Annotated in this window: 12 protein-coding genes and 1 riboswitch; of the genes, 10 read left to right on the forward strand and 2 right to left on the reverse strand. The window is 73.1% G+C overall.

The annotated features are described in order from the left end of the window. The first annotated feature begins 1 nt into the window (after position 1). The 5 genes from STRBO_RS0116455 (at position 2) to STRBO_RS0116475 (ending at position 6,761) form a co-directional block, all read left to right on the forward strand. The gene (locus tag STRBO_RS0116455; protein WP_005485531.1) at positions 2-1,075 is read left to right on the forward strand and encodes an ABC transporter ATP-binding protein; all 1,074 of its coding nucleotides are present in this window, start codon (positions 2-4) and stop codon (positions 1,073-1,075) included. A 61-nt stretch (positions 1,076-1,136) separates the two neighbouring features. Further along, complete coding sequence (locus STRBO_RS0116460) at positions 1,137-2,606, forward strand: HAD-IA family hydrolase (protein ID WP_005485532.1); 1,470 nt, start codon at positions 1,137-1,139, stop codon at positions 2,604-2,606. Between the two features lie 149 nt (positions 2,607-2,755). Then, positions 2,756-3,961: an MFS transporter gene (locus STRBO_RS0116465; RefSeq protein ID WP_020114470.1), complete on the forward strand. Its 1,206-nt coding sequence runs from the start codon at positions 2,756-2,758 to the stop codon at positions 3,959-3,961. 256 nt (positions 3,962-4,217) lie between these two features. Further along, positions 4,218-5,006, forward strand: coding sequence for a carbon-nitrogen hydrolase family protein (locus tag STRBO_RS0116470; RefSeq protein ID WP_005485535.1), 789 nt, complete (start codon positions 4,218-4,220; stop codon positions 5,004-5,006). A gap of 57 nt (positions 5,007-5,063) precedes the next feature. After that, entirely contained in the window at positions 5,064-6,761 is a 1,698-nt protein-coding gene (locus STRBO_RS0116475) for a flavin monoamine oxidase family protein (protein ID WP_005485537.1), read from the forward strand. Here the strand turns inward: STRBO_RS0116475 and STRBO_RS0116480 are convergent. Beyond that, the gene (locus STRBO_RS0116480) at positions 6,758-7,480 is read right to left on the reverse strand and encodes a DUF5995 family protein (protein ID WP_005485538.1); all 723 of its coding nucleotides are present in this window, start codon (positions 7,478-7,480) and stop codon (positions 6,758-6,760) included. The two genes, STRBO_RS0116475 and STRBO_RS0116480, sit on opposite strands and share 4 nt — an antisense overlap. A 222-nt stretch (positions 7,481-7,702) precedes the next feature. On the opposite strand from STRBO_RS0116480, the gene STRBO_RS0116485 reads away from it, so the two are divergent. Next, positions 7,703-8,863, forward strand: a complete 1,161-nt coding sequence (locus STRBO_RS0116485; protein WP_005485540.1) for a glycoside hydrolase family 6 protein — start codon at positions 7,703-7,705, stop codon at positions 8,861-8,863. A 41-nt stretch (positions 8,864-8,904) separates the two neighbouring features. Here STRBO_RS0116485 and STRBO_RS0116490 read toward each other — a convergent pair whose 3' ends face one another. Next, positions 8,905-10,116 carry an MFS transporter gene (locus tag STRBO_RS0116490; RefSeq protein ID WP_020114472.1) on the reverse strand — a complete coding sequence of 404 codons (1,212 nt, stop codon included), beginning with the start codon at positions 10,114-10,116 and terminating at the stop codon, positions 8,905-8,907. Positions 10,117-10,392: 276 nt separating this feature from the next. Between STRBO_RS0116490 and STRBO_RS0116495 the strand changes: the two genes are divergently transcribed. From STRBO_RS0116495 to STRBO_RS0116510, 4 genes are all read left to right on the forward strand, one after another. Further along, positions 10,393-11,646 (forward strand): ROK family transcriptional regulator, encoded by a 1,254-nt coding sequence (locus tag STRBO_RS0116495; RefSeq protein WP_005485542.1) that lies wholly within the window; start codon positions 10,393-10,395, stop codon positions 11,644-11,646. 502 nt (positions 11,647-12,148) lie between these two features. Beyond that, positions 12,149-12,279, forward strand: a riboswitch (FMN riboswitch). Positions 12,280-12,436: 157 nt separating this feature from the next. After that, complete coding sequence (locus STRBO_RS0116500; protein ID WP_005485543.1) at positions 12,437-13,057, forward strand: riboflavin synthase; 621 nt, start codon at positions 12,437-12,439, stop codon at positions 13,055-13,057. Next, complete coding sequence (locus STRBO_RS0116505) at positions 13,054-13,686, forward strand: nicotinamide mononucleotide transporter family protein (RefSeq protein WP_005485545.1); 633 nt, start codon at positions 13,054-13,056, stop codon at positions 13,684-13,686. Before STRBO_RS0116500 ends, STRBO_RS0116505 begins: the two co-directional genes overlap by 4 nt. Then, complete coding sequence (locus STRBO_RS0116510) at positions 13,683-14,972, forward strand: bifunctional 3,4-dihydroxy-2-butanone-4-phosphate synthase/GTP cyclohydrolase II (RefSeq protein ID WP_005485546.1); 1,290 nt, start codon at positions 13,683-13,685, stop codon at positions 14,970-14,972. The genes STRBO_RS0116505 and STRBO_RS0116510 overlap by 4 nt, the downstream gene beginning before the upstream one ends. The last annotated feature ends 44 nt before the right edge of the window (positions 14,973-15,016 follow it).

A 15,016-nucleotide genomic window follows, 5' to 3' on the forward strand; every position in this document is an offset into this window, starting at 1 on the left:
CATGACCGTGCTTGAGACAACAGCGACCGACACCGCCGCCACCGTCGAGTTCCGGGGCCTGCGCCGTGAGTTCGGTGCCACCGTCGCCCTCGACGGACTCGACCTGGCCGTCCGGCCGGGTGAACTGCTCGCGCTGCTCGGCCCGTCCGGCTGCGGCAAGACCACCGCGCTGCGGATGCTCGCCGGCTTCGAGCACCCCGACTCCGGCGAGGTGCTGGTCGACGGCGAGGACGTCACCCGCGTCCCGGCCCACCGGCGCGACGCCGGGATGGTCTTCCAGTCGTACAGCCTCTTTCCGCACCTCAGCGCCCTCGACAACGTGGCCTTCGGGCTGCGCATGCGCAAGGTGCGCACGGCCGAACGGCGCTTGCGGGCAGCCGAGTTGCTCGACCTCGTGGGCCTCGCCGACAAGGGCGCCCAGTACCCCCACCAGCTCTCCGGCGGCCAGCAGCAGCGCGTCGCCCTCGCCCGGGCGCTCGCCCTGCGGCCCCGGGTGCTGCTGCTCGACGAGCCGCTCTCCGCCCTCGACGCCAAGGTGCGGCTCACGCTCCGCGAGGAGATCCGCCGGCTCCAGCAGGAGCTGGGCATCACCACCCTGTTCGTGACGCACGACCAGGAGGAGGCGCTGTCCATGGCCGACCGCGTCGCCGTGATGCACGCCGGACGGCTCGAACAGTGCGCGGCCCCCGTCGAGTTGTACGGCCGCCCCGCCACCGCCTTCGTCGCCGAGTTCGTCGGCACGATGAGCCGCATCCCGGGGCGGCTGGCCGGCACCACGGTCGAGGTGCTGGGCCGGCGGCTGCCCGTGGACGGGGCGGCGCCGGCCGCCACGGAGGTGGATGTGCTCCTGCGTCCGGAGGCGGTCGGGGTACGGGCGGACGACACCGGTGACGCCCGGGTGGTCGCCACCGCCTTCCTCGGCGCCGCAACCCGCCTGACCGTGAAGCTCGCCGACGGCACCGAGGTCAAGGCCGACCTGCCCACGCACGAGGCGGCCACCCTCGGCGCCGGCGCGGCCGTCACCGTGAGCCTCCCCGAACGGCCGGTGCTGGTCGCCGCCCGTGCCCCCCGCTGAGGACCCCGCCCCGCCCCCACGGCCGGGCACCGTCCGCCACCCCCCACGGAAAGAGAAACCCTTGTCCCGACTGCCGCTCCAGGCCGCCCTGTTCGACATGGACGGCACGCTCGTCGACACCGAGCGGCTCTGGTGGGACGCGGTGGAGGAGGTGGCCGCCGGCCTCGGTCGCGCGCTGACCGAGGCCGACCAGCCGGACGTCCTCGGCCGCCCGGTCGAGCACACCGCCGCCTGGCTCGCGGGCATCACCGGCGCACCGTCGGACGGACTCGCCGCCGACCTGCACCGGGAGTTCGCCGACCGGGTCCGCACCGGCATCGTGCCCCGCCCGGGCGCGCTGGAGCTGCTGCGGGCCCTGGCCCGCGAGGGCGTCCCCACCGCCCTGGTCACCGCCTCCCCGCGCGCGGTCGCCGACACCGTCCTCGACGCCCTCGGCCGCGACCTGTTCGCCGTCTCGGTCACCGCCGACGACACCGAGCACACCAAGCCGGCCCCCGACCCCTATCTCGCCGCCTGCCGTGCCCTCGGCGTCGAGCCCGCCGCGTGCGTGGCCGTCGAGGACACCGGCACCGGAGTCACCTCGGCCGAGGCGGCGGGCTGCGTGGTCCTCGCCGTGCCCTCGCTCGCCCCGATCGACGAGGCCCCGGGGCGGACCGTACGGGAGTCCCTGGAGTCCGAGACCCCGGCGAGCCTGCGCCGGCTGGTCGCCCCCGACGGACCGACCCTGCGGGTGATGACCTGGAACCTCTGGCACGGCGGCACCAGGGTCCGCGACCACCGCGCCAAACAGCTCAAGGTCATCACCGAGACCGGCGCCGACGTGGTCGGCCTCCAGGAGACCGGCGGCACCGCCGCCCAGGAACTCGCCGAGGCCCTCGGCTGGCACCACCACCGGGCCGGCGACAACCTCGGCATCATCAGCCGCCACCCGATCACGGCCCGCTTCGGCGACCCCGACGTGGGCTTCTACGGGGCGGCGGGCGTCCGTATCAGAACCGGCTCCGGCTCCGAGGTGGACATCTGGACGGTCCACCTGGACTACACGCCCTACGGGCCCTACGAGGCCGCCTTCGACGGGCTGGAGGCCGCCGAGCTGATCGCGCACGAGGAGGTGCGGCTCGCCCAGCTGCGGGACTGCCTGCGCCGGATCGACGGCAGCGTGCCGGTCGTCCTCGTGGGCGACTTCAACAGCCCCTCCCACCTCGACCGGCCGGACGTCGACTGGCCGGTCACCCTCGCCGCCGAGACGGCCGGTCTGCGCGACTCCTACCGAGAGGCCCACCCCGACCCCGTACGGGAGCCGGGCCACACCTGGTCGCCGATCCACGTCGCACACGAGGACGGCAGCGGCCGGCCGGAGCCCCAGGACCGCATCGACTTCGTCCTGCACCGGGGCCTCGCGGTCCTCGACTCCCGGACCTACGTCAGCGGTTCACCCCACCCCTGGCCGGACGTCGAGGACAACGACTGGCCGTCGGACCACGCGGCGGTGATCACCACCTTCGCGCCGGTCACGGACGCCGGGACGTGACCTCCTGATATCCGGTGGGCCGGACGGGCCCGCCGGACTAGCATCGGTGCCATGACCTGGCGACATTGATCCACCAGCCGTGCCTCCTCCCGAGGGCCACCTCGGACGCCGCAGCGACGACGTCCGATTCGCCCCCTCGGGAAGGCCTCATGACTCTCTCACCCACGCGTGTGCCCGATGCCCGGACCAGCGGTGTCCGGCGGCTGACGGCCACGCTGTACGGCTACGCGTTCCTCGACGACTTCGTGCTGCTCTACCCGGTGTACGCGCTGCTGTTCAGTGACGCCGGACTGTCGATCTGGCAGATCTCCTCCCTGTTCGCCCTGTGGTCGCTCACCGGGATCCTGCTGGAGGTCCCCTCCGGCGCCTGGGCCGACACCGTCTCCCGGCGGCTGCTGCTCTGGCTGGGCCCGCTGCTCACCGCGGCCGGCTTCGCGCTGTGGGTGGCCGTCCCGTCGTACGGGGCCTTCGCTGCGGGCTTCGTCCTGTGGGGTGTGCGCGGCGCCCTCGGCTCCGGCGCGCTGGAGGCGCTGGTCTACGACGAACTGGACCGGCTCGGCGCGGCCGACCGGTACGCGCGCGTCATCGGCCGGGCCCAGGCGGTCGGCATGGTCGCCGTGATGGCGGCGATGGGGCTGGCGGGACCGGTCCTCGACCTGGGCGGCCATCCGGCCGTGGGCGCGGCGAGCGTCCTGGCCTGTGTGCTGACCTCGCTGGTGGCCGTCCGGCTCCCCGAGCACCGCAAGGCCGCGGCGCCGGGCACGGACACGACGGCCTCCACCACCCTCACCACCCTGCGGTCCGGGCTGGCCGAGGTGCGCCGGGACCGTTCGGTACGGGGCGCGATGCTGCTCGTCCCGGCCGTCGGCGCGGTCTGGGGCGCGCTCGACGAGTACACGCCCTTGCTGGTCCGGGACACGGGCGTGGCCGAGGGGACGGTGCCCTATCTGCTGCTGGTGATCTGGGTGGGGCCGGCGATCGGCAGCCTGCTGACCGGGGCGGCGGAGCGGTTGAGCAGGGCCGGACTGGGGGTGGTGCTGGCGGGCTCGGCGGTCGCGCTGGCCGTGGGAGCGCTGATGGGGACGCCGGTCGGTATCGGGCTGGTGGCCGTCGCCTTCGGTGGCTTCCAGCTGGTCAACGTGCTCGCCGACGCGCGCTTGCAGGACCGGATCGAGGGGGCTCGGCGGGCCACGCTGACGTCCGTGGCGAGCATGGGGACGGAGGCGGCGACGGTGGCCGTGTTCGCCGCGTACGCCGTGATCGGGGCGTCCGCCGCGCACGGGGTCTCGTTCGCCGTGTTCGCGGTGCCGTATCTGGTGACGGCGGCCGTGCTGGTGGTGCGGAGGGGGGTGTAGAGCGGGGCCGGCAGCCCGAGGCGCGGCGGGGCCGGCAGCCCGAGGCGCGTGCAGGGGCGGGGCGGGGGCGCATCCCCGGGCGCGCAGGCACGGGGGTGGCGACCCCCTCCCTGCGACGCAACGAATCGCCGTCCCCGCCGCTTCACACGCAACGAATGCCCCGCTGGTGCGCAATGGCCGCCGCTTGTCCGGTTCGGCGCTCCGACCGTACCGTCTAGGTGACCCCCGATCCCCCTTGTCCCGGTGAGGAACACGCATGCGTACCGCCCTGCTCCAGAGCTCCGGTCGGCCCGGCTCGGTCGTCGGGAACCTGAAGGTGCTCGACGAGGCCGCGGGACGGGCGGCGGCCGCCGGGGCGGGGCTGGTGGTGGCGCCGGAGATGTTCCTCACCGGGTACGCGATCGGCGACGACATCGCGCGGCTCGCCGAACCGGCCGACGGGGAGTCGGCCGACGCGGTCGCCGAGATCGCGGGGCGGCACGGGGTCGCGATCACGTACGGGTATCCGGAGCGGGCCGGGGACGCGGTCTTCAACTCGGCGCAGCTCGTGCGTGCCGACGGTGTCCGGCTCGCGAACTACCGCAAGACCCATCTCTTCGGCTGCTTCGAGCGCGACCACTTCACGCCGGGCGAGCGGTCCGTCGTCCAGGCCGAGCTGAACGGACTCCGCGTCGGGCTCCTGATCTGCTACGACGTGGAGTTCCCCGAGAACGTCCGCGCCCACGCCCTCGCCGGCACCGACCTGCTGGTGGTGCCGACGGCCCAGATGCATCCGTTCCAGTTCGTCGCCGAGTCGATGATCCCGGTGCGTGCCTTCGAGAACCAGATGTACGTCGCCTACGTCAACCGGGTCGGCCGTGAAGGGGAGTTCGAGTTCGTCGGGCTGTCCACGCTCGCCGGTCCCGACGGGGTCGCGCGCACCCGCGCCGGCCGCGAGGAGGACCTCGTCCTCGCCGACGCCGACCCCGCCTTCCTCGCGGCCTCGCGCGCGGCGAACCCCTACCTCCAGGACCGGCGCCCCGGCCTCTACGGCTCCCTCGTCTGAGACCCGCCCCACCCCGGTGACCCCCGTACCCCCCTTTCCGCTAGGAGTCCGTACCCCATGACGTCCACCGTGCCCAACGCCATCGAGCACGCAGACGAGCACCAGCCGCCGATCACCATGTTCGGCCCGGACTTCCCGTACGCGTACGACGATTTCCTGGCCCACCCGGCCGGCCTGGGGCAGATCCCGGCCACCGAGCACGGCACCGAGGTCGCGGTGATCGGCGGCGGGCTGTCCGGCATCGTGGCGGCGTACGAGCTGATGAAGATGGGGCTCAAGCCGGTCGTGTACGAGGCCGACCGGATCGGCGGGCGCCTGCGGACGGTCGGCTTCGACGGGTGCGACCCCTCGCTCACCGCCGAGATGGGGGCGATGCGCTTCCCGCCCTCGTCCACAGCGCTCCAGCACTACATCGATCTCGCCGGTCTGGAGACCCGCCCCTTCCCCAACCCCCTCGCCGAGGCCACGCCCTCGACCGTGGTCGACCTCAAGGGCGAGTCCCACTACGCCGAGACGATCGACGACCTGCCACAGGTCTACCGGGACGTCGCGGCCGCCTGGAACGCCTGCCTCGAAGAGGGCGCCGACTTCTCCGACATGAACCGGGCGCTGCGCGAGCGCGACGTACCGCGCATCCGGGAGATCTGGGCCGAGCTCGTCGAGCGGCTCGACAACCAGACCTTCTACGGTTTCCTCTGCGACTCCGAGGCCTTCAAGTCCTTCCGGCACCGCGAGATCTTCGGCCAGGTCGGCTTCGGCACGGGCGGCTGGGACACCGACTTCCCGAACTCGATCCTGGAGATCCTGCGGGTCGTCTACACCGAGGCCGACGACCACCACCGCGGCATCGTCGGCGGCAGCCAGCAGCTCCCGCTGCGGCTCTGGGAGCGCGAGCCCGAGAAGATCGTGCACTGGCCGTACGGGACGTCCCTGAAGTCCCTGCACGTCGACGGCGAGCCGCGGCCCGCCGTGACCCGGCTGCACCGGACCGCCGGCAACCGGATCACCGTCACGGACGCGAACGGCGACATCCGCACCTACCAGGCGGCGATCTTCACCGCCCAGTCCTGGATGCTGCTGTCGAAGATCGCCTGCGACGACTCGCTCTTCCCGATCGACCACTGGACGGCGATCGAGCGGACCCACTACATGGAGTCCTCGAAGCTGTTCGTCCCCGTGGACCGTCCGTTCTGGCTGGACAAGGACGAGCACACCGGCCGGGACGTCATGTCGATGACCCTCACCGACCGTATGACGCGCGGGACCTATCTCCTCGACGACGGTCCCGACAAGCCGGCCGTCATCTGCCTCTCCTACACCTGGTGCGACGACAGCCTCAAGTGGCTGCCGCTGTCCGCGAACGAGCGGATGGAGGTCATGCTGAAATCGCTCGGCGAGATCTACCCGAACGTCGACATCCGCAGCCACGTCATCGGCAACCCGGTGACGGTCTCCTGGGAGAACGAGCCCTACTTCATGGGCGCGTTCAAGGCGAACCTGCCCGGCCACTACCGCTACCAGCGGCGCCTGTTCACGCACTTCATGCAGGACCGGCTGCCCGAGGACAAGCGGGGCATCTTCCTCGCCGGCGACGACATCTCCTGGACGGCCGGCTGGGCCGAGGGCGCGATCCAGACCGCGCTCAACGCGGTCTGGGGCGTCATGCACCACTTCGGCGGCGTCACCGACGCGACCAACCCCGGGCCCGGGGACGTCTACGACGAGATCGCGCCCGTCGAACTGCCGGAGGACTAGGACCTGGCGAAGGCCCCTGGGCGGGGGCGGTCCGGCAGCGGGGTCAGCAGCATGCGGCCCGTCAGGCCCACCGCGGCGTCCAGGTGCAGGGCGGACTCCTCGGCCAGATCGGGCAGTCCGCGCAGTGCCCACAGCGCGCGGGCGGCCGACCAGGTGGCCTCTCGGGCGCGTTCCAGGCTCCACGCGCCGAGCAGATGGGTGAGCGGATCGGCGATCTGCAGGAGGTCGGGGCCCGGCATCAGCTCCTCGCGGACGCGCTCCTCCAGCGACACGAGGACATCGCCCACATGCTCGAACTCGTCCTCCAGATCGGCGGGTTCGCAGCCGAGCGTACGACAGGTGTCCACGACGGCCAGCGCGAGATCGTGACCGATGTGCGCGTTGATGCCGCAGAGGGCGAACTGCAGCGGCCGTACGCCGGGATGGCGTCGCAACTGCAGCAACGGCCGCCAGCACGCGGGCGCGCGCTCGCCCTCGGCGACCCGCAGATACCGCTCGGCGAAGAGCGCGTCCAAGGTGATCGCGGCCTCGGTGTCCGGGAAGTGACCGGAGTCCAGCCGCCGGTCGATGACCTCCGTGACGGTGAGGTAGACGCGGTTGAAGACGGCGATCCCGTCCTGCGCGGGGAGGGCCGCGTCCACGGCGCGCATACGGGAGACGACCGCGTCCACCGAGTCCACCGGGTCCACGGAATTGGTGAATTGTTCCGACTGCGCCATAGGGGGCAGGGTCCCAGGCCTAGGCTGCCACCGGCGCCGCCGTGCCCGCCGCGTCCCCGAAACGGGGTAACGCGGGCGCGGCCGGTGATGTGCCGGAGGTACCGGGAAGCCGGCGCGGCGCGCGCGGTCCGGGGAGCAGGGGGAGCATACGTGTCAGGCTCACGCGCCCAGCGTCTGGCCGCACGCCGGGCCGAACGCAGGCGGGCGGCGCGGCGCGGCGCCGTGGTGGCAGCGGCGGCGGCCATGGCCGTCGTGGCAACCGTGACCGGGATGGTGGCGGCGCTCGGCGGTGAGCCGGGCGCCGACGAGACCCGGCCGCGGGCGAGCCGCGCGTCCGTACTCCCCTTCGATGCGGCAGGGACGACCGGGCCCACCGCGTCGGCCGGGCGGACCCCGCGCCCGCCGTCCCCCTCGCGGGTCTCGGCCCCGCAGTCCCCCCGGAAGTCGCCCGCCCCCTCCGGGAAGACCGCTGTGCGGCCGTCGGCGGACCGGACCGGATCGCCGCCCGTTTCCGGCCCCGGGACGCTCTACCGTCACCCCGACTCCCAGGTCCTCGACTGGGTCCGGGCCCACCCGGACGACCCGCGCGGCAGCGCCATCGAGAGCGGCATCGCCGCACGCCCGGCCGCCGTCTGGTTCACCGATCCCACGCCGGCCACCACCACCTCGCGGGTCGCGGCGGTCGCCTCCGCGGGTGCCGCGCGGGGACAGGTCCCGGTCCTCGTGGCGTACGCGATCCCGGGCCGGGACTGCGCAGGGGCCTCGCAGGGCGGGGCGTCGAGCCTGGACGCGTACGACGCGTGGATCGACGCGTTCGCCGCCGGGCTCGGTTCGGGCGACGTCATCGTGCTGCTGGAGCCGGACGCGATCGCCCAGTCCGACTGTCTGTCCACGGGCGCGCGTGCCGACCGCTTCGCCTCGCTGGCCCGTGCAGGTCGCGTCCTGAAGGCGGCCGACCCCCGAGTCCGCGTCTACCACGACGCCGGGCACTCGCACTGGAACGCCCCGGCCGAACAGGCCGCGCTCCTGCGCCGGGCGGGCGCCGCCTCGCCCGACGGCTCCGACGGCATCTTCAGTAACGTGTCCAACTTCAACCGCACGGAGGCCGAGATCGCCTACGACCGCCGGGTCCTGAACGCCCTCGGCGGCCCGCCGGGCCTCGGCGCCGTCATCGACACCAGCCGCAACGGCAACGGCCCCCCGGCCGACGGCCGGTGGTGCGACCCCGCCGGCCGCGGCCTCGGCCGGCCACCGACCCTCACCACCGGAGAGTCCCGCGTCGACGCCTACCTGTGGGTGAAACTGCCGGGCGAGTCCGACGGCTGCCGGGGCAGGGCGGGGACGTTCTCACCGGGGTACGCGTACGAGCTGGCACGGGGGTAGGGGCGAGAGCCGGCAGATCCCCCAGGGACGGACGTCCCGCGTCAGGGCTTCGGGTCGGGGACCGCAGAGCCCGTCCGGGCGACCCGGGGCCGGTCCCGATCGCTGGTGCGCAGCACCCCCGCGAAGACGACCAGACCGCACGCCAGCACGGTGACCAGGCCGAACGACACGACCAGACTGGTCAGTTCCGCCAGACCGCCGATCGCGCTCGGCGCGACCAGCCCGGAGGTGTACGTGATGGTCGCCACGCCCGCGATGGCCAGGCTGGGGTTCGGCCCACTGCGGCCCGCGGCGGCGAAGCAGAGCGGGACGACGACCGCGATGCCGAGGCCCATCAGGGCGAAGCCGCCCATCGCGACCGCCGGCTGGTTCGCGACGACGATCAGGATCCCGCCGAGCACGGCAAGGGCACCGCTCGCCCGTACGGTACGGACGGCACCGAAGCGGTCGACCACCGCGTCGCCCGCGAGCCGGGCCACCGCCATGGTCAGCATGAAACCGGTGGTGCACGCCGCCGCGAGCCCGGCCGAGGTCTGCAGCTGGTCCCGCAGATAGACCGCCGACCAGTCCAGCGCCGCCCCTTCCGCGAACACCGCGCAGAACCCGACCGCGCCGATCAGCAGCGCCGACTTCGGCGGCAGCGCGAACCGGGGCGGCGGCTCCTCGTCCTCGGTGGGCCTGAGGTCCAGGACCCACCGGCAGGCGACCAGACCGAGGAGGGTGAGCGTGACCGCCGCGAGCGCGTGGTGCAGCCGGGCGTCCGAGCCCAGGTGGGCGGCGAGCGTACCGGCCGCCGAGCCGACGAGGGCGCCCGCGCTCCACATACCGTGCAGGCCCGACATGATCGACTTGCCCAGGCGGCTCTCCACCTCGACTCCGAGCGCGTTCATCGCGACGTCCGCCATGCCCGCCGACGCCCCGTACACGAACAGCGCCAGGCAGAGCGTCCAGAGGTTCGGCGACAAGGACGGCAGGATCAGTGCGAGCGTCCACAGGGCGAGCAGTCCGCGCAGCGCCGTGCGGGCGCCGAAGCGGTGGCTGATCCGGCCCGCGAGCGGCATCGCCAGGGACGCGCCGATCGCCGGGAAGGCGAGAGCGAGGCCCAGTTGGCCCGCGCCGACCCCCGCGTGGTCCTGGATCCACGGCACGCGGGTCGCGAACGAGCCGGTGACGGCGCCGTGCACCGCGAACACGGCCGCCACGGCGTACCGCGCCCGCCTCACCTCGCGCTGCTCGTGGACCACCACACTCATTCTCCCGCCTCCCTGTGTCTCGATGCGCCGAGCCGTCGGCACGCATGGCCGGCGCCGAGGCCGTCATGGTCCTCGCACCCGTGCCGGCCGCCGATCTGCCCCGCGGATGCCGTCGGCGGAGCGGCTCAGGACCGCGGACTTCCGGTTCCCCCGATGTACTGCGCCCACCCGGCCTCGTCGCGTGGCGTAAACTATCAGGGACCCTGCCTGATAGATAGGGAGCGCCCTGTGAGGGCCACCGGCCGTGCGGCGCCGCGGATCTGGGAGGATCCCGGCATGCCCGCATCACCCAGTACCGCCCGGGCCATCAACGACCGGCTCGCCCTGCGGCTGCTGCAGCAGGAAGGACCGCTGACGGCCGGGCAGTTGAAGCAGCTCACCGGCCTGTCCCGGCCCACGGTCGCCGACCTCGTGGAGCGCCTCACGGCCGCCGGGCTGATCGGCGTGGTGGGGGAGTCGGGGGAGCAGCGACGCGGCCCCAACGCCCGCCTCTACGGCATCGTCGCCGACCGCGCGCATCTCGCCGCGCTCGACGTGCGCACCGAGAGCGTCACCGTCGTCGTCGCCGACCTGCTCGGTACGGAGCGGGTGCGGGCGTCGGTACCGATCGCGGACGACGCCGGCACGGGACCCGCCGTGGAGCAGGCGGTCGCCCTGGTGGAGCGTGCCGCGAAGGAGGCGGGCGCCGACCGGCTGCACACGGTGGCGATCGGCGCCCCCGGCCTGATCGACCCGGCCACGGGCGAACTCCGCGACTCAAGTGGCCTCCCCGAGTGGCACCGCCGGCTGGTCGCCGCGCTCGGTGAACGGCTCCCGGCCCGCGTCCTCGTCGAGAACGAGACCAACCTCGCGGCCCTCGCCGAGCAGCGTGACGGCGCCGCCCGCGACCGTGACACCTTCGTCCTGCTCTGGCTCGGCCTCGGCACCGGCGCCGCCGTCGTCCTCGACGGCCACCTCCGCCGGGGCGCCTCCGGCGGCACGGGCGAGATCGGTTTCCTCCCGGTTCCCGGCACGGCCACGGTCCCCTCGGCCACCGACTGCGAGGGCGGCTTCCACTCCCTGGCCGGCGCGACGGCGGTGACGGCCCTGGCCACGGCCCACGGCGTCACCGCCGAGGCCGTGCCGAGCGAGCCCTACGCGGCGACGCTGGTACGGGCGGCGACGCTGGTACGGGCGGCGACGGCCGGCCCCCCGCCGAGCGGCACCGCCACCCGGCAGCCCGGCCCCGGCCTGCCACCGGGCGAACCGGGCCGTGCCCGTTTCCTCGACGCCCTGGCCGACCGCGTGGCCATCGGCGCGGCCTCCGTCGTCGCCGTGCTCGACCCCGGGTGCGTGGTGCTCGGTGGCGAGGTGGGACAGGCCGGTGGGGAGGAGCTTGCCGTCAGAGTGGCACAGCGGCTGGCGGCGATGTCGCCGTTGCCGACCGAGGTGCGGGCCGGGGGCCTCGGCGGGGCGGCGGTCCTGCGCGGCGCGCTGCTCATGGCCCGCGAGGCCGCACAGGACGAACTGTTCGCACCGCCCACCCGGTGACGCGGGGCGAACCGGCGCCCCGAGTCCCGACGGCCCCGACGGCAGGGTCAGCCCCGGCCCCCTCGGGCGTCCGGGTCGCGCCGAACCCCGACGAGCTGGAGCCCGCGGGCGCGTGCGGCCGGCCGCTGCGCGTCGCCCCGGTCGCCACCCGCAAAGGGGACGGGCGGCATGACCACGATCCTGGTGACTCCGACTCCGTGAGTGGGACCCGGCGACGGGGCAAGGGCCGTCGTCACCGTCGCCGGGCCGTTCTGGGCGGGTACCGCGACCGCAGACTTTAAAAGGACTAGACCAAGCAGGTCAATGGGTCGAGCCCCCTCCGGGCGGGGGTCGAATCCTCTCCGCGTGGGGACGGTGGTGCGGAAGTTGACCCTTGGTCAGTGAAACACGAAGCCGGTCATCTTCCGTCGGAGAAGTCCAGCGACACGCCCTGTGAGCCACCCCACAGTTCTCACCCGCATGGGCGCCGACCGGGCGTGGCACACTGGCTCTGTACCAGAAGCAGCGCACTCCGGGGTCGGTGAAAGTCCGAACCGGCGGTTACAGTCCGCGACCCGGTCGCTTCCAGCGGCCGGTTGACCAGGTGAAATTCCTGGACCGACGGTTAAAGTCCGGATGGGAGGCAGTGCGCGGCGGGCGGGCATTCGTGCGCGTCGCCGTCTGTTTTTGGCCTACCCCGCCAGGGGTGGGTCTTCACACGGCGTCGCTCCCTGAGTGCCGCTGTCCGCTCATGTCTGTCGTCTTCGACAGCCCCGGAGTCCGTGCCCTATGAGGCAGGAGGACCCGGGAAGTGTTCACCGGAATCGTCGAAGAGCTGGGTGAGGTCACCGCCGTCGAGAAGCTCGGCGACTCCTCCCGCTTCCGTCTGCGCGGCCCCGTCGTCACCGAGGGCGCGCGCCACGGTGACTCCATCGCCGTCAACGGTGTCTGTCTCACGGTCGTGGAGCACGAGGACGACTGGTTCACCGCCGACGTCATGGCGGAGAGCCTGCAACGCTCCAGCCTCGGCGCCCTCATCGTCGGCTCCCGCGTCAACCTCGAACGCCCCATGGCCGTCGGCGACCGCCTCGGTGGGCACATCGTGCAGGGGCACGTCGACGGCACGGGCGAGGTCATCGAGCGCAAGCCGTCCGAGAACTGGGAGATCGTCAAGATCTCGCTCCCCGCGGACCTCACCCGGTACGTCGTCGAGAAGGGCTCCATCACCGTCGACGGCATCAGCCTCACCGTCGTCGACGCCGGCCCGGACTACTTCACCGTCAGCCTCATCCCGACCACGCTCGACCTGACCACGCTCGGCCGCAAGCAGCCCGGTGACCCGGTCAACCTCGAGGTCGACGTCATCGCCAAGTACGTCGAGCGTCTGCTGGGCGACCAGGGGGCGGCGGGAGCCCGGGGAGCGGGGCGGTGAACTCGCTGAACACCGTCGCCTTCACGGCCTTCGGCCAGCAGATCCTCTGGTCGGACATGATCGGCAACATCCTCGGCCTGATCGCCCTCGCCCTCGGCGCGGTCCGCTCCCTGTGGAACTGGCCCGTGCAGTTCCTCTCCGGCCTCGTCCTCTTCGGCGCCTTCGTCGGCCATCTGACCGGCAGCGCCGGCAAGCAGGTCATCGTCATGGCCGTCGCCGCGTACGGCTGGTGGCAGTGGAGCCGTACGCAGGGGCGGTCCGCGGACGGCGCCATCACCCCGCGCTTCGCCACCTGGCGCGAGCGCGGCTACCTGATCGCCGGCGCCGTGCTCGGCACCCTCGCCGTCGGCGCGCTCTTCACCGCGTTCCCGACGCTGTCCTGGGACCCCTGGCCGGACGCGTACATCTTCACCGGCACCATCGTCGCCATGTACGCCCAGGCACGCGGCATGGTCGAGTTCTGGTTCGCCTGGCTGCTGGTCGACCTCGTGGGCGTCCCGCTCAACTTCGCCAACGGCTACGCCTTCTCCGGTTTCGTCTACATCATCTACGGCGCGCTCGTCCTGTGGGGCATGCGCGACTGGTGGCTGCGCTCGCGCAAGCCCGCTCTGGAAGGAGCCCCGGCATGACCACGGCGCCGATCCTGTACAGCACCAGCGACATCGAGAGCTTCGCGCTCGACCCCGTCGAGCAGGCCATCGCCGACATCGCGGCCGGCCGCCCGGTCGTCGTCGTCGACGACGAGGACCGCGAGAACGAGGGCGACCTCGTCGTCGCCGCGGAGAAGGCCACCCCCGAGATCATCGCCTTCATGATGAGCGAGTGCCGGGGCATGATCTGCGCCCCCATGGAGGGCGACGAGCTGGACCGGCTCGAACTGCCGCAGATGGTGCAGCAGAACACCGAGTCCATGCGCACGGCCTTCACCGTCACGGTCGACGCGGCCCCGCGGCACGGTGTCACCACCGGCATCTCCGCCGCCGACCGCGCCACCACCCTGCAGCTCCTGGCCTCCGGTACCGCCGAGCCGGGCGACTTCGTCCGCCCCGGCCACATCTTCCCGCTGCGCGCCCGCACCGGTGGGGTGCTCGTGCGCGACGGCCACACCGAGGCAGCCGTGGACCTCGCCCGTCTCGCGGGTCTGCGCCCGGCCGGGGCGATCGTCGAGATCGCCGGCGAGGACGGCCGGATGCTCCGCCTGCCCGAGCTGATCCCCTTCGCCCGCAAGCACGGGCTGACGATCATCTCCATCGAGGACCTCATCGCCTACCGCCGCTCCGCCGAGCCCACCGTCAGGCGCGAGGCGAAGACCCAACTCCCCACCGAGTTCGGCGACTTCACGGCATACGGCTACCGCTCCACCGTCGACGGCGTGGAGCATGTCGCCCTCGTCCACGGTGAGATCGGCGACGGCGAGGACGTCCTCGTGCGCGTCCACTCCGAATGCCTCACCGGCGACATCTTCCACTCGCTGCGCTGCGACTGCGGCCCCCAGCTGGGGACCTCCCTCGAACGCGTCGCCGCCGAGGGCCGGGGCGTCGTCGTCTATCTGCGCGGCCACGAGGGCCGGGGCATCGGACTGCTGTCCAAGCTGCGCGCCTACGAACTCCAGGAGCGCGGCCGCGACACCCTCGACGCCAACCTGGAGCTGGGCCTGCCCGCCGACGCCCGGGACTACGGCGCCGGCGCGCAGATCCTCGTGGACCTGGGCGTACGCAGCCTGCGCCTGATGACCAACAACCCCCAGAAGACCGACGCCCTCGTCCGGCACGGCCTGCGCGTCACCGACCGCGAACCGATGCCGGTCCGCGCGGGCGAGCACAACCTCCGCTACCTGCGCACCAAGCGCGACCGGATGGGCCACGACCTGCCCTGGCTGGACACCACCACGGCGTCCACCTGCGGCGCCCAGTAACAACCAGCGGCAAGATCCACGAACAGCAGTCCCAGGAACCAAGG

This window comes from Streptomyces bottropensis ATCC 25435 (assembly GCF_000383595.1).
In the GTDB taxonomy this organism is placed as follows: domain Bacteria; phylum Actinomycetota; class Actinomycetes; order Streptomycetales; family Streptomycetaceae; genus Streptomyces; species Streptomyces bottropensis.